This window comes from Xanthomonas hortorum pv. pelargonii, assembly GCF_024499015.1.
Taxonomy (GTDB): Bacteria; Pseudomonadota; Gammaproteobacteria; order Xanthomonadales; family Xanthomonadaceae; genus Xanthomonas; species Xanthomonas hortorum_B.
In genome coordinates this window covers 498,156-518,951 of sequence record NZ_CP098604.1, presented here as the reverse complement: position 1 = coordinate 518,951, position 20,796 = coordinate 498,156, and the positions used below count along the sequence as shown (strand labels likewise).

The 20,796-nt window shown below is 64.2% G+C and carries 14 protein-coding genes and 4 pseudogenes; 12 read left to right on the top strand and 6 right to left on the bottom strand.

The features are described from left to right. The first annotated feature begins 1 nt into the window (after position 1). Entirely contained in the window at positions 2-496 is a 495-nt protein-coding gene (locus NDY25_RS02290) for a transcriptional repressor (protein ID WP_023904546.1), read from the top strand. A 765-nt stretch (positions 497-1,261) separates the two neighbouring features. Here the strand turns inward: NDY25_RS02290 and NDY25_RS02285 are convergent. Next, positions 1,262-1,879 (bottom strand): TetR/AcrR family transcriptional regulator, encoded by a 618-nt coding sequence (locus NDY25_RS02285; protein ID WP_256627742.1) that lies wholly within the window; start codon positions 1,877-1,879, stop codon positions 1,262-1,264. A gap of 132 nt (positions 1,880-2,011) precedes the next feature. Here NDY25_RS02285 and NDY25_RS02280 point away from each other — a divergent pair, with 132 nt between their 5' ends. The 6 genes and pseudogenes from NDY25_RS02280 to NDY25_RS02255 all read left to right on the top strand — a co-directional run bounded on the left by NDY25_RS02280 (position 2,012) and on the right by NDY25_RS02255 (position 11,187). Next, positions 2,012-3,232 (top strand): efflux RND transporter periplasmic adaptor subunit, encoded by a 1,221-nt coding sequence (locus NDY25_RS02280; protein WP_256627741.1) that lies wholly within the window; start codon positions 2,012-2,014, stop codon positions 3,230-3,232. A gap of 16 nt (positions 3,233-3,248) precedes the next feature. Further along, on the top strand, positions 3,249-6,392 hold the full coding sequence (locus tag NDY25_RS02275; RefSeq protein ID WP_168958857.1) for an efflux RND transporter permease subunit: 3,144 nt from the start codon (positions 3,249-3,251) through the stop codon (positions 6,390-6,392). Position 6,393: 1 nt separating this feature from the next. Further along, a pseudogene (locus tag NDY25_RS02270) lies at positions 6,394-7,898 on the top strand (efflux transporter outer membrane subunit). Beyond that, positions 7,891-8,583: a TetR/AcrR family transcriptional regulator gene (locus NDY25_RS02265; protein WP_256627740.1), complete on the top strand. Its 693-nt coding sequence runs from the start codon at positions 7,891-7,893 to the stop codon at positions 8,581-8,583. Before NDY25_RS02270 ends, NDY25_RS02265 begins: the two are co-directional and overlap by 8 nt. Positions 8,584-8,826: 243 nt before the next feature. Continuing rightward, entirely contained in the window at positions 8,827-9,810 is a 984-nt protein-coding gene (locus tag NDY25_RS02260; protein ID WP_168958854.1) for an aldo/keto reductase, read from the top strand. A 455-nt stretch (positions 9,811-10,265) separates the two neighbouring features. Further along, positions 10,266-11,187 (top strand): annotated as a pseudogene (locus tag NDY25_RS02255) (IS110 family RNA-guided transposase). A gap of 391 nt (positions 11,188-11,578) precedes the next feature. Here the strand turns inward: NDY25_RS02255 and NDY25_RS02250 are convergent. Next, positions 11,579-12,478: a LysR family transcriptional regulator gene (locus NDY25_RS02250; protein WP_162498362.1), complete on the bottom strand. Its 900-nt coding sequence runs from the start codon at positions 12,476-12,478 to the stop codon at positions 11,579-11,581. Positions 12,479-12,666: 188 nt separating this feature from the next. Between NDY25_RS02250 and NDY25_RS02245 the strand changes: the two genes are divergently transcribed. Beyond that, a complete protein-coding gene (locus NDY25_RS02245) occupies positions 12,667-13,140 on the top strand; it encodes a (R)-mandelonitrile lyase (protein ID WP_168957807.1) in 474 nt (157 codons plus the stop codon). 82 nt (positions 13,141-13,222) lie between these two features. Further along, on the top strand, positions 13,223-13,516 hold the full coding sequence (locus NDY25_RS02240) for a hypothetical protein (protein ID WP_168957806.1): 294 nt from the start codon (positions 13,223-13,225) through the stop codon (positions 13,514-13,516). On the opposite strand, the pseudogene NDY25_RS23090 reads toward NDY25_RS02240, so the two are convergent. Beyond that, a pseudogene (locus tag NDY25_RS23090) lies at positions 13,509-13,644 on the bottom strand (AraC family transcriptional regulator N-terminal domain-containing protein); the annotation flags it as partial. The gene NDY25_RS02240 and the pseudogene NDY25_RS23090 overlap by 8 nt on opposite strands. Before the next feature lie 132 nt (positions 13,645-13,776). On the opposite strand from NDY25_RS23090, the gene NDY25_RS02235 reads away from it, so the two are divergent. Then, positions 13,777-13,980: a hypothetical protein gene (locus NDY25_RS02235; RefSeq protein WP_168957813.1), complete on the top strand. Its 204-nt coding sequence runs from the start codon at positions 13,777-13,779 to the stop codon at positions 13,978-13,980. A gap of 924 nt (positions 13,981-14,904) precedes the next feature. Here the strand turns inward: NDY25_RS02235 and NDY25_RS02230 are convergent. Continuing rightward, a complete protein-coding gene (locus tag NDY25_RS02230; RefSeq protein WP_251754840.1) occupies positions 14,905-15,819 on the bottom strand; it encodes a LysR family transcriptional regulator in 915 nt (304 codons plus the stop codon). A 100-nt stretch (positions 15,820-15,919) separates the two neighbouring features. On the opposite strand from NDY25_RS02230, the gene NDY25_RS02225 reads away from it, so the two are divergent. After that, positions 15,920-17,131, top strand: a complete 1,212-nt coding sequence (locus NDY25_RS02225) for an MFS transporter (protein ID WP_043908415.1) — start codon at positions 15,920-15,922, stop codon at positions 17,129-17,131. 57 nt (positions 17,132-17,188) lie between these two features. Further along, a complete protein-coding gene (locus tag NDY25_RS02220) occupies positions 17,189-18,220 on the top strand; it encodes an aldo/keto reductase (protein ID WP_168957804.1) in 1,032 nt (343 codons plus the stop codon). A gap of 97 nt (positions 18,221-18,317) precedes the next feature. On the opposite strand, the gene NDY25_RS02215 is transcribed toward NDY25_RS02220, so the two are convergent. Both NDY25_RS02215 and NDY25_RS02210 read right to left on the bottom strand, forming a co-directional pair. Beyond that, on the bottom strand, positions 18,318-18,911 hold the full coding sequence (locus NDY25_RS02215) for a hypothetical protein (RefSeq protein WP_168957803.1): 594 nt from the start codon (positions 18,909-18,911) through the stop codon (positions 18,318-18,320). 1 nt (position 18,912) lies between these two features. After that, a pseudogene (locus NDY25_RS02210) lies at positions 18,913-20,730 on the bottom strand (S8 family serine peptidase). Positions 20,731-20,796 lie beyond the last annotated feature (66 nt).

Sequence of the window (20,796 nt, the reverse complement as noted above, 5' to 3'; positions counted from 1 at the left end):
GATGAAGACCAACGAACACGCCTGCACTGCACCGCATCACCACGTTGACGACGCCAATGGCTTCGTGCGCGCGGTGGAGCGCGCGTGCACCGAGCGCGGCCTGCGGCTGACGCCGATCCGCGCCAACGTGCTGCGGCTGATCGCCGACGCCGGCAAGCCGGTCAAGGCCTACGAGCTGTTGGACTGGGTGCGCGAAGGCAAGGGCGTCGGCGCCGACGCGCCGCCCACGGTGTACCGCGCGCTGGATTTTCTGATGGCCAATGGCTTCGTGCACAAGCTCGAATCGGTCAACGCCTTCGTCGCCTGCCACCACCCCAACAGCGCCCAGCACTCGGTGCCGTTCCTGATCTGCGACCGCTGCCATAGCGCGGTGGAGCTGGAAGACCGCGACGTGGTCTCGCAACTGGAAGCCCGCGCCAAGGCACTGGGTTTTCAGCCGCAGGCGCAGACGCTGGAAGTGCATGGCTTGTGCGCCAAGTGCGCGGTGGCCGAGTAAGGATCGCCAGGCAAGCGCAGGGCGGTTCACTTAGAGCGGCTAACAAAACCTAGCGAGTGGGCGCCTATCGGTGAGTGCAGCGGTTTTGTCGGCCGTCTCTTGGTGGATGCAGTCAGACGTCCAGATCAAACGCTGCGTGGGTCGAGGGCGCGATGCCCTCACCGCTTGCGGGACACGCCGCAAGTACGTCCATGTAGGCTCGGTGGCGGCATCCATGCCGCCACACGGTCCCGCAAGCGGTGAGGACACCGCACCAGAAAGTTTGCCGGCTGTTTTATTGAAAGCCATGCGCACCGATCAACTCGACAGGTCCTTGCCCGCCCACCGTCGCGGGACCTTACGCGGCATGGATGCCGCGTAAGAGCCTACATGGACGTACTTGCGGCGTGTCCCGCGACGGTGGGCGGGCAAGGGCCCTGCAGCCAAGCCGCAGATCAACCAGGCCGCAGATCAACCAGGCAGCAGATCAACCAGGCAGCAGATCAACCAGGCAGCAGATCAACCAGGCAGCAGATCAGCCAGGCAGCAGATCAGCCAGGCAGCAGATCAGCCGGCCTGCAGTAGGCTGACGTGAAGTAGTTTTGTTAGCCGCTCTTAGTTGCCGGCAATGCGCAGACGCAGCAATCCGCTGCAGACAAATAGGCTGTTGTTGTCACACCAACAAAGCCTGGAAAACATCACGCGCGTGCACGAATGCTGTGCAGCCGCAGAAGCGAGAGCGTTAGCGACTCATCGCTTACCCAACGTATCAAACACCGCCGCGCATCACGCCGCGGTGTTCTTGCATCCATAGCCCGCCAGAAACAGCTCCACTGCGCGCTGCGTCGCATCGCGGAGATACTCCGGTGAGGGATCCTTGAGTGCGCCGAACAGGCAGGGCATTAGGGTTTCGGCTTCGAGCAGGGCGGCGAACTGGTGGGCGGCAAGCAGGGTGTCGTCGCAGCGGAGCAGTCCGCAGTCCACTTGTGTCTGCAGGTATTCGGCGAAGCGCTGCATGCCTTCTTGTTGACCGGCGCTGAAAAACAGCGCGCCGACGTCTGATCTGCCGGATACCCCGATGATGGTCTGCCAACTGGTGATGTTGGGCGTTGCGCACAAGAAGGTGAGCACGTCCTCGCCGAAGCGCTGCAGTGCCTCGGCAACGGGGCCGCTGCTTTGCGAAAGCGCACTCAGCAGCGGGTCGAAATAGCGGTCGGACATGTCCTTGGCAAACGCCACGAACAGCTCTTCCTTGGACGGGAAGTAGCCGTACAGCGTGCGCTTGGAGCCGCCCACGCGGGCGGCGATCTGCGACATCGAGGCGCCTTCAAAGCCCAGCTCGAGGAAGACCTCGCTGGCCGCCTGCACGATGGCGTCGCGTTTTTCTTCGGTTCTGACCCGCATCGACTCACTCCACTCTTGAACTTTAAGTATACCGACTGGGCAGAAATGCTTGACGCCTACGGTAGAGCTTATTAGTATACCGAACCGTACCGTTTAGATTTAATCCTCATGTGTCCCGTCGGAGACTTTCTCGTGCGTCCTCATGCTTCGTTTCGCCTGCCTGTGCTTGCCGCTGCCGTTGCCGCCACCGTTCTGCTGAGTGCCTGCGGCAGCCCGCCTGGAGGTCCGCCGCCGGCCGAGGGCATGCCCGAGATGGGCGTGCTGACCGTCAAACCGCAGTCGGTGACGCTCACCACCGAACTGCCCGGACGCACCGTTCCCTACCTGATCGCCGAAGTTCGCCCGCAAGTGGGCGGCATCGTGCAGACGCGCCAGTTCACCGAGGGCGGCGATGTCAAGGCCGGGCAGACGCTGTACCAGATCGACCCGGCGACCTATCGCGCAAGTTACGCCAGCGCCCAGGCCACCCTGGCCAAGGCGCAGGCCAATCTGCGCACCGCCAAACTCAAGGCCCAGCGCTATACCGAGCTGGTGCAGATCAAGGCGGTCAGCCAGCAGGAGGGCGACGACACCGACGCGGCTCTGGGTCAGGCCGAAGCCGACGTGGCGGCCGGCAAGGCCAGCGTGGAGACCGCGCGCATCAACCTGGCGTTTGCGCGCATGGATGCACCGATCTCCGGCCGCATCGGCCGCTCCAGCGTGACCCCCGGTGCTTTGGTGACCGCCAACCAGGCCACCGCGCTGACCACCATCCAGCAGCTGGACCCGATCTATATCGACGTCACCCAGCCCAGCGCGGCGTTATTGCGGCTCAGGCAGGCGATGGCGCGCGGCGATCTGGAAAAGGCCGGCGACGACGCGGCCAAGGTGTCGCTGCTGCTGGAAGACGGCAGCACCTATCCGCTGCAGGGCCAGCTGGCGTTTTCCGATGTCACCGTCGACCAGAACACCGGCTCGATCACCTTGCGCGCGGTGTTCCCGAACCCGAATGCGGAGTTGTTGCCGGGCATGTATGTGCGCGCGGTGCTGCAGGAGGGCATCAAGGAGCAGGGCGTGCTGGTGCCGCAGCAGGCGGTCTCGCGCAACGGCGCCGGCAAGCCGACCGCGTTCGTGGTCGGTGCCGATCACAAGCTGCAATTGCGCGTGCTGGACACCGACCGCGAAGTCGGCGACCAGTGGCTGGTGCGAAGCGGCCTGAAGACCGGCGAGCAGGTGGTGGTCGAAGGCGTCTCGCGCGCCCGCGACGGCATCGAGGTCAAGACTGTGCCGTGGCAGCCCAAGGGCAAGCCCGCGACTGCTGGTGATGCAGCCGGCACTCCTTCCGCCCCGACCGCACCGCGTGCGGCCAACTGAGGCGGGATCACACGTCATGGCACGTTTCTTTATCGATCGTCCGATCTTCGCCTGGGTGTTGGCCATCATCGTGATGCTGGCCGGCATCCTGTCCATCGCCACACTGCCGATTGCGCAGTACCCCAGCATCGCACCGCCCGCCGTCGCCATCACCGCCAACTACCCGGGCGCCTCGGCGCAGACCCTGGAAGACACCGTCACCCAGGTCATCGAGCAGAAGATGAAGGGGCTGGACCACCTCAGCTACATGGCCTCCACCAGCGAATCCAGCGGTGCGGTGACCATCACCCTGACCTTCGACAACGGCACCGATCCGGACACCGCGCAGGTGCAGGTGCAGAACAAGTTGTCGCTGGCCACCCCGTTGTTGCCGCAGGAAGTGCAGCAGCAGGGCGTGACGGTGACCAAGTCGGCCACCAACTTCCTCAACGTGCTGGCCTTCACTTCCGAAGACGGCAGCATGAGCGATTCGGACCTGTCCGATTACGTGGCGGCCAACGTGCAGGAAACCATCAGCCGCGTCGAAGGCGTGGGTGATACCACCTTGTTCGGCTCGCAGTACGCCATGCGGGTGTGGATGGACCCCAACAAGTTGAATAATTTCAGCCTGACCCCGGTGGATGTGCGCACCGCGATCCAGGCGCAGAACGCGCAGGTCTCGGCGGGTCAGTTGGGCGCGTTGCCGGCGGTGGCCAATCAGCAACTCAATGCCACCATCACTGCGCAAACCCGGCTCAAGACGGCCGAGCAGTTCGAAAACATCCTGCTGCGCACGCAGTCCGATGGCGCGCAGGTGCGGTTGCGCGATGTGGCACGCATCGAACTGGGCAGCGAGAGTTACAACACGGTGGGCCGCTACAACGGCAAGCCGGCGGCCGGTCTGGCGATCAAGCTGGCCACCGGTGCGAACGCACTGGATACCGTGCGCGCCATCGATAAAAGCCTGGAAGGGCAGGAGAAGTTCTTCCCGCCCGGCATGAAGGTGCAAAAGCCGTACGACACCACCCCGTTCGTGCGGATCTCCATCGAGCAGGTGGTGCACACGCTGATCGAAGCGGTGGTACTGGTGTTCCTGGTGATGTATCTGTTTCTGCAGAACTTCCGTGCGACCTTGATCCCTACCATTGCGGTGCCGGTGGTGTTGCTGGGCACGTTCGGCGTGCTGGCGGTGTTCGGTTTCACCATCAATACCCTGACCATGTTCGCGATGGTGCTGGCGATCGGTTTGCTGGTGGACGATGCGATCGTGGTGGTGGAAAACGTCGAGCGCGTGATGGGCGAAGAACATCTGTCGCCCAAGGAAGCCACGCGTAAATCGATGGATCAGATCTCTGGTGCGTTGGTGGGTGTGGCGTTGGTGCTGGCCGCGGTGTTTGTGCCGATGGCGTTCTTCGGTGGCTCCACCGGTGTGATCTATCGGCAGTTCTCGATCACGATTGTCTCGGCCATGACCTTGTCGGTGCTGGTGGCGATGATCCTGACTCCGGCCTTGTGCGCCACCTTGCTCAAGCCGGTGGAAAAAGGCCATGGCCTGGCCACCACCGGTTTCTTCGGCTGGTTCAACCGCGTGTTCGATCGTGGCAACAACCGTTACCAGGGCGTGGTGCGTCACATGCTGGGCAAGGGTTGGGGGTACATGCTTGCCTATGCCGCGCTGCTGGCGTTGGTGGTGTTCGGCTTTATGAAATTGCCAGTGGGGTTTTTGCCGGACGAAGACCAGGGCACGCTGTTCGTGCTGGTGCAGTTGCCGCCCGGTGCCACCGATGCGCGCACCGGTGAGGTGCTCAAGCAGGTGGAACATCACTTTCTGGTCGGCCAGAAGGATTCGGTCGCTGGCGTGTTCGCCGTCTCTGGTTTCAGTTTTGCCGGTAGCGGCCAGAATACCGGCCTGGCGTTCGTCAAGCTGCGGCCGTGGGACGAGCGCACCGGCAAGGGCCAGAGCGTCACCGATGTTGCGGCCAAGGCCGGTGCCTTCTTCGCCGGCATCCGCGATGCCAGGGTGTTCGCGTTCGCACCGCCGGCGGTGTCCGAGTTGGGCAATGCCACCGGCTTCGACCTGATGCTGCAGGACCGCGCCAACCTCGGTCATGAAGCCTTGATGCAGGCGCGCAATCAGTTGCTTGCCGAGTTGTCGCAGGACAAGCGCCTGGTGGCGGTACGCCCGAACGGGCAGGAAGACACGCCCGAGTTCAAGCTGGAGATCGATTCGCACAAGGCGCAGGCCATGGGCGTGTCAATCGCCGACATCAACAACACCTTCTCCAGCGCGTGGGGCAGTACCTACGTCAACGACTTCATCGACAAGGGACGCGTCAAGAAGGTGATGCTGCAGGCCGATGCGCTGTACCGCATGAATCCACAGGACATCGACCGCTGGTTCGTGCGCAACAGCGCCGGCACGATGGTGCCGTTCAACGCCTTCGCCACCGCCAGCTGGCAATCGGGCTCGCCGCGGTTGGAGCGTTACAACAGCGTGCCGTCGGTGGAAATCCTGGGCATGGCGCTGCCCGGCGCGGCATCCAGTGGCGAAGCGATGCAGATCGTGGAAGCGGCGGCCGCCAAATTGCCGCCGGGCATCGGCTTCGAGTGGACTGGTTTGTCGCGGCAGGAAAAATCCTCCACCGGTCAGACCGGCCTGTTGTACGGCCTGTCGATCCTGATCGTGTTCCTGTGCCTGGCCGCGCTGTACGAAAGCTGGGCAATTCCGTTCTCGGTGATTCTGGTGGTGCCGCTGGGTGTGTTCGGCACGCTGCTGGGCGCGATGCTGACCTGGAAAATGAACGATGTGTACTTCCAGGTTGGCCTGCTCACCACGATTGGTCTTGCATCGAAAAACGCGATCCTGATCGTGGAGTTCGCCAAGGAGCTGCATGAAAGCGGCAAGAGCCTGATCGACTCGGCATTGGAAGCAGCACGCATGCGCTTGCGGCCAATCCTGATGACATCGCTGGCCTTCATCCTGGGTGTGGTGCCGTTGGTGCTCGGCAGTGGTGCCGGTGCAGGCGCGCAGCATGCGTTGGGCACAGCAGTGATCGGCGGCATGTTGTCCGGCACGATTTTGGCGATCTTGTTCGTGCCGTTGTTCTTTGTGTTGGTGATGGGCCTGTTCAAGCGCCGACCACAGCCCACTTCACCCGCCCCACAACCGACAGGACACTGAGATGACCCCGATTCGCATGACATTGACCGCGATCGCGGTGGCCAGCGTGCTGTCCGGTTGCACGCTGATGCCGCGCTATGCACGGCCCGACGCGCCGGTGCCGGAGCGCTTTGCCGGCACCGATATCACGATTGCTTCGAACGCCACCGAGTCGCCACCAACACCAGCACCGACGAGGCGATGGACATCGCCAACATCGGCTGGCGGCAGGTGTTCACCGACCCCGCGCTACAGCAGGTGATCGCGCTGGCGTTGGAGAACAATCGCGATCTGCGCGTGGCCGCGCTCAACATCGAAGTGGCACGCGCGCAGTACCGGGTGGAGCGCGCTGCGCTGCTGCCTTCGGTGCAGGGCACCGGCACTTCCAACAACGCGCGCACACCGTCGGAGCTGGCGATTCCGGGCCAGCCGCAGGTGTTTCGCACCTATAGCGCCAACATCGGCGTCAGTGCGTACGAGCTGGATCTGTTCGGGCGCGTGCGCAGCCTGAAGGAACAGGCGTTGCAGCAGTTTCTGTCCACCGCCGAGGCCCGCCGCAGCACGCACATCAGCCTGGTGGCCGAAGTGGCCACCGCCTATCTGACGCTGGCAGCGGATCAGCAGTTGCTGCAGTTGGCGCAGTCCACCTTGAGCAGCCAGAGCGATAGTTATCGCCTGCAGCAACGCAGCTTCGAGTTGGGTATGGCCTCGCAGCTCACCCTGCGCCAGGCACAAACCACGGTGGAAACCGCGCGCGTGGATGTGGAGCGTTATACCGCGCAGGTGGCGCAGGATCGCAATGCCCTGGTACTGCTGGTGGGCACGCAGGTGCCGGTGGAGCTGTTGCCGCGTGCGTTGCCCGATGGCGCCAGCGTGGACGGCAACGTGCTGGCCAGCGTGCCGGCCGGATTGCCGTCGCAGTTGCTGCAACGCCGCCCGGACATCCTGGAAGCCGAGCGCAACTTGCGTGCGGCCAATGCCAATATCGGCGCGGCGCGCGCGGCGTTCTTTCCCAGCATCAGCCTGACCGCATCGCAGGGCTCGTCCACCAGCAGTCTGTCCAACCTGTTCGATTCGGGGACCCGCGCCTGGAGCTTCGTGCCCACGCTGACGTTGCCGATCTTCAACGCCGGGCGTAACCGCGCCAATCTGGACATGGCCAAGGCCAATCGTGCTATCGAAGTGGCGCAATACGAAAAGGCGATCCAGAGCGCGTTCCGCGAGGTCTCCGATGCGCTCGCGCAGCGCGAAACCCTGGGCCGGCAATTGCAGGCCCAGCAGGCCTTGGTGGATGCCACAGCCGACAGCTACCGGCTGTCGCAGGCGCGCTTCGAACGCGGCGTGGACAGTTACCTGCAGGCGCTGGATGCGCAGCGCTCGCTATATAGCGCCCAGCAGACCCTGATCACCACGCAACTGTCGCGCTTCACCAATCTGGCGACGTTCTACAAGGCGATGGGTGGTGGCTGGCTGCAATCGGCCGAGCCCAATCTGGCCACCACTGCAACAGGTCAGCCCAATGGCTGAGACGGACGTTGATGCCGCGCCTGCATGCCCGGCCAGACGCGCGCCACACGACAAACGTGGCGCGATTCTGGCGGCGGCGCGGCAGCTGTTTCCGCGCCATGGGTTCGACAAGACCAGCATGGACACCATCGCCGAACGGGCGATGGTGTCCAAGGCCACGGTGTATGCGCATTTTGCGTCCAAGGAGGTGCTGTTCCGCACCACGCTGGAAGCGCTGGCGCATGCATCGCCCAATCGATGGGACGCGTTACTGGAGATGCAGGCGCCGTTAGAGCAGCGCCTGGCGGCGGTCGCCAAGGCGGTGCTACGGATCTCCACGAGTGGCGCGCTGGACGACACGGCGTATGGCCTGGTGCGGCCGCCGTTGTTGCCCAGCCAGATGCGCGAAGAGATGTGGACACTGGCCTTCGAGCGCTACGACAACATGATGCGCGCGCTGCTGGCGCGCGAAGTGGAGCGGAGCAGCCTGGTCATCGACAATCTGCCCGATGCCTCGGTGCATTTTTTCGAGTTGATGACAGCGTTGCCGGCAAATACGGCGATGCGTGGCGATGGCGTGGATGCGGATTCTGTGCAGCAGAATCGCGATGTGCGCGGTGCAGTCGCGCTGTTCTTGCGTGCGTATCGGCCGGATGTTGCGCGCACGGCGGGCACAACCAGACGCGAAGTGCCGAGTGGTTTCTAGGCGCGCTGGACCTACGCTTGCGGCGTCTGTTCGCGCGTGTCTCCCGCATTTGTATGCGGCGATCACGTCGCTTCATGACACGCATGCCGACCACTGCGTTGATGAAGCGCACTCATAACCGTTAGCGCCAGCCGCTGTGCAATGTGCGCGTGGCGCAGGATTATCGTGTGGCATCGGTGCTGCAGCGGTGTTGCCGCCTGCGGCCGACTCATCCAATGCGGCCGTGTGCCGCGGGAGCAAACGATGCAAACACGACAGTTGGGAAGCAGCGGGCTACAGGTGTCCGCATTGGGCTTGGGCTGCATGGGCCTGAGCTACGGCTACGGGCCGGCAACCGCGCGCAAGGACGCCATCGCGCTGCTGCATGCGGCGGTGGCGCAGGGCGTGACCTTCTTCGACACTGCCGAAGCCTACGGGCCCTTCGTCAACGAGGAACTGTTGGGCGAGGCATTGGCCGCGCATCGCGACCAGGTGGTGATTGCGACCAAGTTCGGTTTCAAGAACGGGCATGCCGATGCCGGTCTCGACAGCCGCCCCGAACGGATTCGTGCTGTGGCAGAGGCCAGCCTTGCACGCTTGAAGACAGACCGTATCGATCTGTTCTATCAACATCGCGTGGACCCGGCTGTGCCGATCGAAGAGGTCGCCGGGACCGTCAAGGATTTGATCGCCGAAGGCAAGGTCAAACACTTCGGCCTCTCCGAAGCCGGTGCCGACACCATTCGTCGTGCGCACGCGGTGCAAGCGGTGACCGCGTTGCAAAGCGAATACTCGCTGTGGTGGCGCGAGCCGGAGACCAGCGTGCTGCCGGCGCTGGAAGAACTCGGCATCGGGTTTGTGCCGTTCAGCCCACTCGGCAAGGGATTTTTGACTGGCGCCATCAACGCTGAGACGCAATTTTCCGACGACGATTTCCGCAATCAGGTACCGCGCTTTTCGGCCGAAGCGCGGCAGGCCAATCAGGTGCTGGTCGAGCGCATCCAGGCCATCGCTGCAGACAAAGATGCAACGCCGGCACAGGTCGCATTGGCGTGGTTACTGTCGCGCAAGCCGTGGATCGTGCCGATTCCCGGCACCACCAAGCTGCATCGACTCGAAGAAAATCTGGGCGGCGCTGCTGTGACGTTGAGCGGCGAGGATCTTGCGCGGATCCAGCAGGCGCTGGATGCCGTGGCGATTGTCGGCGAGCGGTACAGCCCCGAGCGGCAGAAACTGGTTGGTAAGTAGTAGGGCGGCTGATCTGCTTCTTGGCTGCAGGGCCCTTGCCGGCCTACCATCGCGGGACACGCCGCAAGTACGTCCGTGTAGGCTCTTACGCGGCATCCATGCCGCGTAAGGTCCCGCGACGGTGGGCCGGCAAGGACCAGTCGAGATGGTCGGTGCATGGCTTTGAGTAAAGCAGCCAGCAAACTCTCTGGTGCGGTGTCCTCGCCGATTGCGGGACCGTGTGGCGGCATGGATGCCGCCACCGAGCCTTATCTGTTCGGAATCTGGCAGTTTAGGTGTCGAGAGCCGGCGTGGGCCACCGTGAGAGCCTGGATCTCAGCGATCGTCGTGTAGCTTGGTACCCACGCCGGATTCTCCCTTGATTCGCCCGAACAGTTGCCCGAGGTGACACTCGAAACGATAAGACTGGGCAAGCGAGGGAGCTCTCGACATTTCTAGCCTAGCGGAGATTTCCCATGAGCGGAATCGGGATCGATGTGTGCAAACACTCTCTTGACGTTGCGGTTTTTCGAGGCCAGACCCGTCAGTTCACCAACACCGCAGGCGGTCATCGGAAGCTTGTCGATTGGCTGAATACGCTGTCGGTGCGGCAGGTGGTGCTGGAGGCGACCGGGGGCTACGAGCTGGCAGCGCTGGATGCCTTGCATCACGCCGCATTGCCGGTGGCGCGCGTCAATGCGCAACGGGCACGCAACTTGGCCAACGGTTTGGGACTGGCCAAGACCGACCGGCTGGACGCCGCCATGTTGGCCTGCATGGCCGAGAAGATGGAGCTCCATCAGTATGTTCCACTGGAACCATGGCAGCGCGATCTGGGCGAGCATGTGCGTGCCCGTCGGCAACTGGTGGATCTGTTGAAAACAGCAAGGCAGCAGCTGCAGCAGGTTGCGGAAAAGCGCTGCGCAAGCTGCTGCAGGGCAACGTGAACCAGCTTGTGCGCAGTGTGGCGCGGTTAGACAAACTGATCGCCGGGCAGCTGAAGACGCTGCTCACCGAGCAACCGCACCTGGCTGCGTTGAAGACGCTCAAAGGGGTCGGTCCGGTGCTGCTGGCCGTGCTGGCGTGCCGGTTACCAGAGCTTGGGACGCTCAGCGGAAAGCAGATATCCCGATTGGTTGGCGTTGCCCCGCTCTCGCGCGACAGCGGCGCGATGCGAGGTAAACGGGGATTGGCGGAGGCCGAGCCGACATCCGACAGGCGCTGTATATGGCGGCCATGTCCTCAGCTCGGCACGAGCCACGTCTGCGCGATTTTTACAGAGCGCTGCGGGCACGCGGCAAGGAGGGCAAGGTCGCCCTTGTGGCGGTGATGCGCAAGATGCTGGTGATCCTCAATGCGCGCGTGCGCGATGAAAGAGCCGCCATGAAGCCCGCCTGAGCGCATTTGACGGCCATGCGCAAACGCAAAAGCGTGCCGGCCAGCGGCCGGCACCTACCGATGGACGCACCCGAAGGAAACCGATCGAAGGCCGCGAATCGGGGTCCTGATCAACACAGTTGCTACATGGACGTACTTGCGGCGTGTCCCGCGAGCGGCGAGGGCACCGCGCGCTCGACTAACCAGGCTGTTGAGTATTCGGCTACATCCAAACGACGCGACGACGCGAAGTCTCGGTTGTCTTGGAGTGATTGAGCAGTGCGGATAAATCAGGTATAGAGCGGCTGATCTGCGGCGTGGCTGCAGAGTCATGCCTGCGCACCATCGCAGGACACGCCGTAAGTACGTCCTTGTCTCCAGGGCGGCACCCATGGCGCCCCCTTCGCCCGCGTCAACGCACCAGATCGTGCCGCAGCGCATCGATCACCACCTTGAGTGCGCTGGAGGATTGGCGGCGGCTGGGGTAATAGGCGTAATAGCCGTCGAACGGGTCGCACCAGTCGTCCAGCACGCGGCGCAGCCGGCCGGCGGCGATATGTTCCAGCACCATGGTTTCCGGCAGAAACGCCAGTCCACCGCCAGCCAATGCGGCGCGCAGGATCGCGCTGCTGCCGTTGAAGGTCCATTGCCCGTCCACCCGCACCTTGACTTCGCGGCCGTCCTTTTCGAAGTCCCAGGGCAGCAAGCCGCCGTGCGTGGGCAGGCGCAAGCCGATGCAGTTGTGCTGCGCCAGTTCGGCCGGTACCGCCGGGATGGTGTGATGCACGAAGTAGCTCGGCACCGCCACCACCGCCATGCGCTGCATCGGGCTGATCGGCACCGCGATCATGTCCTTGGCCACCTGGTCGCCGAGCCGGATGCCGATGTCGTAGCGCTCGGCGACGATATCGGCCAGGCCGTAATCGACGGTGACCTCGATCTTGAGATCGGGATAATCGGGCAGCACCTTCGATAGCGCTGGCCAGATGTAAGCATCGGCCGCATGGCCGGCAGTGGTGATGCGGATGGTGCCGGCCGGTTTGTCGCGAAATTCGGTGAGCGCAGACAGTTCGTCGTCGATTTCTTCCAGGCGCGGTGCCACGGTCTCGAATAGACGCGCGCCGGCTTCGGTCATCGACACGCTGCGTGTGGTGCGGGTCAATAGACGAATGCCAAGCCGCGTTTCCAATGCGCGCACGGTATGGCTCAACGCCGACTGCGAGACGCCCAGTTGCGCGGCGGCACGGGTGAAGCTGCCTTCGCGTGCCACGGTGACGAAGACCTGCAGATCGTTGAGATTTTCACGCGCCATCGATGCGAATGCCGGCGTCAGGCATGTCATTCATGCGGCTGCATCATGCGCGAATCTGCGTGATGGCTTCAAATCCGAGTGCATTGCCCGCATTGATGCGCTGTGTTTCTAGGTGCATGCGCAATCGGGTGAGTAGTCGGTGTACGCATGCGCGCTACAGTTCAAGCACTGGATCAAGGAGCACTGCAATGAATCTGTTCGCAACTGCGATGTCGCTGTCGATGATGGCCGCCGTCACGCCCGGTGGTGAAGAGCAACAAGCAATCAGGGTGAGCAAGGCCGGTGGCGTGGCCTCTGCAGTCGGCCCGGCCGACTATTTCACCGGCAAGGTGCGTATCGATGCGCCATTCCAGACCGACGCGCCGGCGCGGGTGGGCGGTGCCACGGTGACCTTCGAGCCGGGCGCGCGTACTGCCTGGCACACCCATCCGTTGGGTCAGACGCTGATCGTCACCGCCGGTGCCGGGCGTGTGCAGGAGTGGGGCAAGCCGGCGCAGGAGATCCGCCCCGGCGACATCGTGTGGATTCCGCCGGGCGTCAAGCATTGGCACGGCGCCAATGCGACGGTGGCGATGTCGCATATCGCCATCGCCGAGGCACAGGACGGCTCGCCGGTGACCTGGCTGGAACAGGTCAGCCACGCGCAGTACGCGGCGCAGTGAAGTGACGGTCGTTGCCGACGCGGCAGGGCCGCATTCGCCCTCGGGCAGGTATCGCATCGCGATCCGGGCCTGGGAGCCGCGCATGTCGCTGTGGGTGGAAACCCCGCAGATCGTCGATGCGCAAGATGGCGCGGTGCTGCTGGAGTTCAACGATCCGTGCTGGTCGTTGGAGACGGCACACTGGCACAGCGATGTTGCAGTCGAGCTGACGCTACGGAAGTATCCGGGCGATCACCGACCGGCGCAGGTGGTGGCGATGCTCAATTGCCGCGATCGCAGTGCAACGGTGGCGTCCAGCACGGTGTGCACCTTCGCGGAGCTGGAACACACGCTCGATTGCTTCCTCTCTACCGGTGAACCGGCGCCACCTCGGTGATGGCCATCTGACCCACAAGTGCATCGGCCTTCAGGTGGTACAGCAGTTCGCGCATTGCCAGCGGCGCGAGCACATCGCTGTGGCGTGGTCGATCGAGCAGACCTCGCGAGCCGCAACGCGGCATCCTTTCAGTTGGCGTACCCACACCTGCTGTCCAGCCCCGAGCGTGCGCGCCGGCTGAAGGGCAGGGACGCTGGCGCTGATAGAGCGCTCACGCACTCGCCGTATCGCGAGCGCCTGTTTCCGTGACCGCCTCGCCCATGCCCGCACAACGTTCGACCATCCCCGCGCCAACGAGTCTAGCCGACTGGAAGGCGATCGAAGCCGCCGCCAGCGCTGAACTGGCCCGGCGCACCGAGCAGGCGCATCAGCAGATCCTGGGATTGTTGACCACCCATGGGCATCTGCTCAGCGACGCGCAGCGGCGCGGATTGCACAAGCGTCTGTTGCGTGCCGGGCGCTAAGAGCGGCTAGTCAGTCCTCTGGAACGCTGCGTCGATGGCCGCAAACTGCGCTCCACCTTCGCCTTCGTTGAAGAGTGAAATACAGAGATTTTGAGTCGTTGCGCCGTTTAGCTGCGATCAAAAGCTTGGTTGGTCGAGTGCGCGGTGTCCTCGCCGCTCGCGGGACACGCCGCAAGTACGTCCCTGTAGGCTCGGTGGCGGCATCCATGCCGCCACACGGTCCCGCAATCGGCGAGGACACCGCACCAGAGAGTTTGTCGGTTGCTTTCTTAAAAGCTTGTGCGTTGCTCGACCTGTATTGGGAAGATGACCGAACGCGCCGTTATCCGAACAACGGGCGTCATGCCTTGGCTGCAACATGCACACCGACCATCTCCACTGGTCCTTGCCCGCCCACCGTCGCGGGACCTTACGCGGCATGGATGCCGCGTAAGAGCCTACATGGACGTACTTGCGGCGTGTCCCGCGACGGTGGGCGGGCAAGGGCCCTGCAGCCAGGCCGCAGATCATCATGCGGCATTGATGCCTTACAAGAACGTATTTGCGGCGTGTCCCGCGATGGTAGGCGGGCAAGGGCCCTGCAGCCAGGCCACGGATCATCATGCGGCATTGATGCCGTACAAGAACGTACTTGCGGCGTGTCCCGCGATGGTGGGCGGGCAAGGGCCCTGCAGCCAGGCCGCAGATCATCATGCGGCATTGATGCCTTACAAGAACGTACTTGCGGCGTGTCCCGCGATGGTAGGCGGGCAAGGGCCCTGCAGCAAACCCGCAAATCAGCCGCTCTACAACCAACCAATCCACACCGTTCGATCACCTCCCAAGGCGAGCGCAAGGCTGCGATTGTTGAAAGCATCCGGCTCTAACAGCACGCATCGATCCACACCCTGCGAGCATCTGCCGAATCGACCACCGCGCCAACGCTCAAGTAGCCACTTCCCACGGCGGCACCTCGCCCAGACGCTCCAGCAGAAACTCCACGAACGCGCGCACGCGCGGCGGTTGCAGCTGGCGTGCCGGCATCACCGCGCTGATCTGCGAGGTGGGCGGTGGGTAATCCGGCATCACTGCGACCAGGCTGCCGGCGCGCAGCTCATCGGCGATATGCCAGTACGAATGTAGCGCGATGCCCTGACCGGCGAGCACCGCATCGCGGATCAGCTCGCCGAAGTTGCTCTCGAAGCGGCTCTGCATGCGCACCCGCACCAGACCGCCTTCGGGCGTCTGCAGCGTCCAGACGTCCTGGCGGCCGTCGCGGCCCATCAACAGCACGCCGGCATGCCCGGCGAGATCGTCCGGTGTGCGCGAGGTACCGTGGCGGCGCAGATAGTCGGGCGAGGCGGCGAGGGTGCGGCGGTTGTCGGCGATGCGCCGCGCCACCAGCCCGGAGTCGTCCAGCGTACCGATGCGGATTGCCAGATCGAAGCCCTGCTTGACCAGATCCACCAGATCGTCGCTCAGGTGCGCACTGATGCGCACCCGTGGATGGCGGGCCTGGAACTCCGGCAGCAACGGCGAGACGTATTGCCGCCCGAACGAGGCCGACAGCGTCACCCGCAAGGTGCCGCCGACATCGTGCGCACTCTCGCGCAGATCGTCGGCCAGCGCATCCAGATCTTCCACCAGCACGCGGCCGCGTTCGGCCAGTTGCTGGCCTTCTGCGGTGGGGTGCAGGCGGCGCGTGGTCCGGTGCAGCAGGCGCACGCCCAGATCGCGTTCGAGCCGCTTGAGGCGTTGGCTGGCCACGGCCACGGACAGATCCAGGCTACGTGCGCCGGCGGTGATCGAGCCTGCGTCGAGCACGCGCAGGAACAGGGCGATGTCGCCGAGACGGTCCATACGATTCTCAATGCTGCGTTGATAGTGAATCAGGATAGTAGGGGTTTTTCCGAAAGACGCAGCGGCGCAGGCTGTGCGCAGTCCTCCTTGGCCCACCCTCATGTCCGCTTCCGTGCGTTCTTCCCGTTTTCCTCCGGCGCTGCTCGCGCTGACCATCGGTGCGTTCGGCATCGGCACCACCGAGTTCGTGATCATGGGCTTGCTGCAGCAGGTGGCCACCGATCTGAATGTGTCGCTGACCGCCGCCGGCCTGTTGATCAGCGGCTACGCGCTGGGCGTGTTCGTCGGCGCGCCGGTGCTGACCCTGGCCAGTGCGCGGCTGCCGCGTAAAGCGGTGCTGGTCGGGCTGATGGCGATTTTCACCCTGGGCAACGTGGCCTGCGCGCTGGCGCCCGATTACGCCAGTCTGATGGCCGCGCGCGTGCTGACCTCGCTCGCCCACGGCACCTTCTTCGGCGTGGGCGCGGTGGTGGCGACCTCGCTGGTGCCGGCCGACCGCCGCGCCTCGGCGATTTCGCTGATGTTTGCCGGCCTCACCGTCGCCACCCTGCTGGGTGTGCCGGCCGGTGCGTGGCTGGGCCTGCAGTTGGGCTGGCGCGCGACCTTCTGGGCAGTGACGGTGATCGGCGTGCTGGCCACGGCTGCGGTGGCGCTGTGGGTGCCGGCGGCCGCAGGCGCTGCCGTGCCGGTGCCGTGGCGGCAGGAGGTGGCGGTGCTGGCACGCGGTCAGGTGCTGCTGGCTTTGGCGATGACGGTGATCGGCTACGCCGGCGTGTTTGCGGTGTTCACCTATATCCAGCCGCTGCTGGTGGATGTGACCGGCTTCGCGCAGGCGGCGGTGTCGCCGGTGTTGTTGGTGTTCGGCATGGGCATGATCGTCGGCAATCTGCTGGGCGGTCGCCTGGCCGATCGACGCCCCACCGCGACCCTGCTGGGCAGCTTGGCTGCCTTGGTGGTGGTACTCGGTGCGATGGGCTTTTTCCTGCATAGCAAGATCGCCATGGTGATGTTCGTCGGCCTGTTGGGCGTGGCCGCGTTCGCCACCGTGGCGCCGCTGCAGTTGCGCGTGCTGGAGCATGCGCGCGGCGCCGGCCAGAACCTGGCCTCCAGCCTCAATATCGCCGCGTTCAATCTGGGTAATGCACTGGGTGCGTGGCTGGGCGGGCTGGTCATCGCCACGCGCGCCGGATTGGTGGCGACGCCGTGGGTTGCCGCATTGCTCACCGCCGTGGGCCTGGGCATCGCGTTGTGGAGCGTGCATCTGCAGCGTCGTGGGGCGAACGCGCCAGCCGCATGCGTGCAGGCGGGTTGATTCGCTCCTTCGATCGACCAGCACTGCGCTCGTTTCTTCGATTTCCAGGAGCATGTCATGGACACACGTTTTCTCGGCCGTTCCGGTTTCAAGGTGCCGGTGCTTGGCCTGGGTGCCGGCACGTTTGGCGGCAAGGGGCCGCTGTTTTCCGCATGGGGCGACACCGATGTGGCGCAGGCACGGCGCATGATCGATCTGTGTCTGGAGGCAGGCATTAACCTGTTCGACACCGCCGATGTGTATTCCGATGGTGCTTCTGAGGACATCCTCGGTCAGGCACTGCAGGGCCGCCGCGATCAGGTGATCATCTCCACCAAGACCGGTTTGCGGTTAGGCGATGGGCCCAACGATGCAGGCGCTTCGCGCTTCCGGTTGTTGCGTGCAGTGGATGCTTCATTGCGACGCCTGCGCACCGACTATATCGACCTGCTGCAGCTGCATGCCTTCGATGCGATGACGCCGATGGAAGAGACCCTGTCCACGCTCGATGCGCTGGTGCGCGCCGGCAAGGTGCGTTATCTGGGCGCGTCCAACTACGCCGGCTGGCAGCTGATGAAGTCGTTGGCGGTGGCCGATGCGCAGGGCTGGAACCGCTTCGTCGCCAATCAGACCTATTACTCGCTGGCCGGGCGCGATTACGAATGGGAGCTGATGCCGCTGGGCATCGACCAGGGCGTGGGCGCGGTGGTGTGGAGCCCGCTGGGCTGGGGCCGGCTGACCGGCAAACTGCGCCGCGGCCGACCGCTACCGGAACACAGCCGCTTGCATGCCACTGCCGCCGCTGGCCCGGCGATCAGCGACGAACGCCTGTTCGATATCGTCGATGTGCTCGACGCCATTGCCGAAGAAACCGGCCGCAGCGTGCCGCAACTTGCCATCAATTGGCTGCTGCAACGGCCGACCGTGAGCACGGTGCTGATCGGTGCGCGCGACGAGGTGCAGCTGCGCCAGAACCTGGGCGCGGTCGGTTGGTCGCTGACACCGGAGCAGCGTACGCGCCTGGATGCGGTGAGTGCGGTGGAGCCGCCGTATCCGTACTACCCCTATTGGCGCGGGCACTTTGCCGAACGCAGCCCGCTACCGGTGTAACCCGGGCTGCGCCATTGCACCACGCTGCAACCCGATCGCTGCAGCGTGGCCTGCGTCACCACAGCCTGTTCATAACGGCCGCATCATAAGTGACGTATCACAACAGCCGTGCCGCCCGCGGAATCACCTCGGGCATGATCGCTCCCACGCCCTTGCTGCCCTGCAGCTGCCTGCAGTTGTCCAGCGCGGTAGCCACCGAGCCGTAGCCGATCATCGCGCTGCCATCGATGGCCGAGGCATATACCAGTGTGCCGCCGGTACGTGTGGCCAATGCACCGGCGATAGCGGGCGTGGTATTGAACAGTTTGATTGAGGAGCCCAGCAAGATCAGTTGGCCGCTGCGGGTTTCGAGCGCTGCGGCCACACGCGGCTGTTGCCCGGCCGGAACCGCGGCGGCCGTGCGTGCGGCCGTGCCGGCATCGAGATAGATCGCGTAGCGGTCGAAGCGTGCAACCGGGACGTCTGTGGTGGTTTGCGACGCCGGCACCGCGCGTGCGGCGGTCGTTGCAGGCGCGCCATCGGCCAGCCTGACCACTGCGCCGGGAATCAGCCGGAAGCTGGTACGTCCTGCAGCGATGGTCGGCCCGGTCGCCGCAGCGTGCAGGCGTTTGCTGTCGACCAGCTGCGCCGATGCGGGAGCGCAGACGCCTGCTGCAGCGACAACGAGCAGAGTGAGCAAGGATGTCTTCATGTCAGTGACCCACCACGCGCATTTCGAATTCCTCCAGTTGTTCCTTGCCCTTGTCGGCGAGCATGTCGTCGACTTCCAGGGTCCAGCGCCCGGCCGAGGGTTCGTCCAGGAAGGCGTTGCTCGATGTCAGCCAGACCACGGTTCCATCGGGGGCCTGATCGAGTGTGGAAAACGGCGTCATCACCGTGCTGCGCGTGCCGCTGGGCGACACCAGCACCACGCGCAGGTGACTGGGGTCCTTGTGGGTGGCCGAGAAATACAGTTGCACGCCTTCCACCTTGAAGGATTGGGTGATGTTCAGTGACAACCTGGCCGGTGCCGCGACACCACCAATGGTGCTGCTGTTGCCTTCATACACTTTCCAGCTGGTGTCCCGCTGGGCGGGCAGCGAGGTGAAGTGCATTGCACGTTCCACAGCCGCAGCGGCGTCGACCAGCCCGAAGCCATACCAGTTGCTGAAACGATGGCCCGCCGCACTGGTGGCCCAACCCGGGTCGATCACGGTGCCGTTGTAGACGGCCTTGGGTTGAGCCGGGTCGACCTGGGTCGCGGTCGTGGCCAGGATGTATTTGACATCGTGCAGGGTCAGTTGCGGATTGGCGCCCAACATCAACGCCGCCACGCCCGCCACGGTAGGCGATGCCGCCGAGGTGCCATTCATGCGCGCGGTGTAATTACACGATGCATCGATCTTGGAGCGGCTGCTGTCGAGCGCGTTCTACATCTGGCGGGTACGGTCACGGTTGTTGCCCGCTGCACAGCCGCTGAGGTCGGTGGTGACGATTGCGGCTTTATAGAAGCGCCGCAGCGGCAGAAGGTTGGTGAGCCCATAAGAGGGTCTGGCTGTTTCCGGGTGCGGATCGAAGGCGCGCTGAAACCCATACTCGCCACCCAGCCCGGAGACCCACAGCGCAGAGCCTGGAGATGAGTACGACGCCCGCACGCCATCGGCGTTGACGGCACCGGCCACGATCGTGGTCATCAGGTTGTTGAACTGGTCGGCGTTGGCCAGTGCGCAGCCGACACCGAGTTTGCGGGTCTGGTCTGCGCAGCGATCTACCGGATTGCCTTGTGCATCGTTCTCGATAAGGGCAAAGAACTCGTTGCCGGCAGCTTTGACATACACCCCGCCTTTCCCGCCACGCTGCGCCTGCATCAGTCTTTCGAGCGACTGTTGTTCGTCGACTTCGGTGTAGGGATACACGCGCGACGCACCGCCCCAACTGTTGTTGAACACCTCCATGGCGCGCCCTTCCGGCCCGTCGCCCCAGGCGTAGCGAATGTCGACGTACTGCTTGCTGCCATCCGTCTCTGCAATTGCATTGAAGCCAGCCAGCTTGGCCTCCGGCGCAACGCCACGTCCGCCGATCCCATTCCATCCGCGCTCGGCAATGATGCCCGCCACGGCGGTGCCATGGTCGCTATCGATCTCGCTCGCTGGTGGCGTCGGGTCGTTGGAGCCGGTCAGGAAATTGCGCGAACCGTTGGCGACGATATTGTCGACCAGGTCCGGGTGTGCGATCTCCAGGCCGTCATCGATCACCGCGACATTGACGCCTGCGCCGCGAATTCCCAGCGCATGCAGGATGTCGACATCCAGGTCCACACCCGCGACCGGTCTGCCATCGCCGAACACCGGCTGGCCTTGATTGCGCAGATGCCATTGATAACGGAACAGCGGGTCGTCGCCCTGTTTCGCCTTGGAAGAGGGAGGGGTAGTGGTAGCCGGTTGCGCCACGGCGGTGGCGGTACCTGCGCAGAGGCACAGCGCCAATGCCACAGCCGAGCACAGCGCGGATCGCCTGGAAGCGGGAGTCATCACGAGGTCTCATCGAAAGGGGAAGGGAGGATGCGGCGCCGACACGGCGGACAGCGCCGTCACGCA

What these genes read in the sequence shown, in the direction of transcription:
- NDY25_RS02290 (WP_023904546.1), top strand. Translation starts at nt 2, where the DNA reads ATGAAGACCAACGAACACGCCTGCACTGCACCGCATCACCACGTTGAC.
- NDY25_RS02285 (WP_256627742.1), bottom strand. Translation starts at nt 1,879, where the DNA reads ATGCGGGTCAGAACCGAAGAAAAACGCGACGCCATCGTGCAGGCGGCC.
- NDY25_RS02275 (WP_168958857.1), top strand. Translation starts at nt 3,249, where the DNA reads ATGGCACGTTTCTTTATCGATCGTCCGATCTTCGCCTGGGTGTTGGCC.
- NDY25_RS02265 (WP_256627740.1), top strand. Translation starts at nt 7,891, where the DNA reads ATGGCTGAGACGGACGTTGATGCCGCGCCTGCATGCCCGGCCAGACGC.
- NDY25_RS02260 (WP_168958854.1), top strand. Translation starts at nt 8,827, where the DNA reads ATGCAAACACGACAGTTGGGAAGCAGCGGGCTACAGGTGTCCGCATTG.
- NDY25_RS02250 (WP_162498362.1), bottom strand. Translation starts at nt 12,478, where the DNA reads ATGGCGCGTGAAAATCTCAACGATCTGCAGGTCTTCGTCACCGTGGCA.
- NDY25_RS02245 (WP_168957807.1), top strand. Translation starts at nt 12,667, where the DNA reads ATGAATCTGTTCGCAACTGCGATGTCGCTGTCGATGATGGCCGCCGTC.
- NDY25_RS02240 (WP_168957806.1), top strand. Translation starts at nt 13,223, where the DNA reads ATGTCGCTGTGGGTGGAAACCCCGCAGATCGTCGATGCGCAAGATGGC.
- NDY25_RS02235 (WP_168957813.1), top strand. Translation starts at nt 13,777, where the DNA reads ATGCCCGCACAACGTTCGACCATCCCCGCGCCAACGAGTCTAGCCGAC.
- NDY25_RS02230 (WP_251754840.1), bottom strand. Translation starts at nt 15,819, where the DNA reads ATGGACCGTCTCGGCGACATCGCCCTGTTCCTGCGCGTGCTCGACGCA.
- NDY25_RS02225 (WP_043908415.1), top strand. Translation starts at nt 15,920, where the DNA reads ATGTCCGCTTCCGTGCGTTCTTCCCGTTTTCCTCCGGCGCTGCTCGCG.
- NDY25_RS02220 (WP_168957804.1), top strand. Translation starts at nt 17,189, where the DNA reads ATGGACACACGTTTTCTCGGCCGTTCCGGTTTCAAGGTGCCGGTGCTT.
- NDY25_RS02215 (WP_168957803.1), bottom strand. Translation starts at nt 18,911, where the DNA reads ATGAAGACATCCTTGCTCACTCTGCTCGTTGTCGCTGCAGCAGGCGTC.